Source organism: Spirosoma jeollabukense, assembly GCF_054777855.1.
This window is the reverse complement of record NZ_BAAHAD010000057.1, coordinates 1-1,214: the sequence shown is the minus strand read 5'-3', so window position 1 is coordinate 1,214 and position 1,214 is coordinate 1. Positions and strand designations below refer to the sequence as shown.

Below are 1,214 nucleotides of genomic sequence, written 5' to 3'. Positions count from 1 at the left end.
GTAATGGCGCCCCCGTGATTGGTGACTACTTTCTGGACTACCGCCAAGCCAATGCCCGTGCCGGCGAACTCATTCTTACCGTGTAGCCGCTGAAACACCTGAAAGATCCGGTCAGCATATTTTCCCTCAAAGCCAATGCCATTATCGATCACCTCAATGACGTGATAAACCGGGGCCAAGCGGGGGCCTGCCAACGAATCAGGAAGCTCATGGCGGGTTGCCTGACTCGCCCGGATATGGATCCGGGGGCTTACCCGCTGATCCCCGCTAGAACGGTGACTAAACTTGATGGCATTGGCCAGCAGGTTCTGAAACAGCTGGCTGAGCTGGGACCGATCTCCCGATACGGTGGGCAACGGGTCAACGGCAAGCTGAGCCCCACTCTCCTCGATGACCACCGAGAGGTCCTCCACCACTTGATCCATCACCTGATTCAGGGCGACGGGCCGGGCGATGACCTGACTGGTCGCAATCCGGGAGAAGGCTAACAGGTCCTTGATCAACAACGACATGCGCTTAGCGGCACTTTGCATGCGCTCCAGGTACAGCAACGCCTCCTCTCCGACGTCGGTAAACCGGTTACGGAGCAGATCGCCGAACTGTTGAATTTTACGCAGGGGCTCCTGTAAGTCGTATGAGGCAATGTAGGCAAACTGCTCGAGATTCTGATTCGAACGGATCAAATCCGAGTTAGCCCTTTCCAACGCTTGATTGCTGCTTACCAGCTTCTCATTGGTGGTGGTTAGTTTTTCATTGGTGGCGGCCAGTTGCTGGGTGCGCAGCTGCACCTGCTCTTCGAGTTGTTGGTGAATCCGGACCTGTTGAGTTACTTCTTGAGCTACCCCTGCAAAACGGATCAACTCGCCTGACTCGGCGAAGGTGGCTTGTCCATAGGAGCGTACCCAGCGCAGGCCACTATCCCCCACAGGATGGACGCGGTAGGTCACATCGTAGCGGCCATCCGAGTCCAGCGCGGCCAGGCGCTGCAGTTCTTCCCCCAGTAACACGACATCCTGGGGATGCACCCGTTTAATAAACTGCTGGTAGGCAATTTGGCTACCCTGGGTGAAGCCGTAGAGGGCCCGGCACCGCTCATCCCAGTTGACGACTCCCTTGGCCAGGTCAAATTCCCACAGGCCCAAGCCAGCCGCTTCGAGGGCTAACTCCACGTTGAGGCGTTGCGATAGATTGGGCGCCAATTCAGTGGGTTGTTG

At 57.1% G+C, this 1,214-nt stretch carries 1 protein-coding gene; it reads right to left on the bottom strand.

Going from position 1 to position 1,214, the window contains the following annotated elements; translation table 11 throughout:
• A partial coding sequence (locus ACYVEA_RS34465) for a sensor histidine kinase (RefSeq protein WP_461117900.1) occupies positions 1-1,169 on the bottom strand: 1,169 nt, incomplete at its 3' end.
• Positions 1,170-1,214 lie beyond the last annotated feature (45 nt).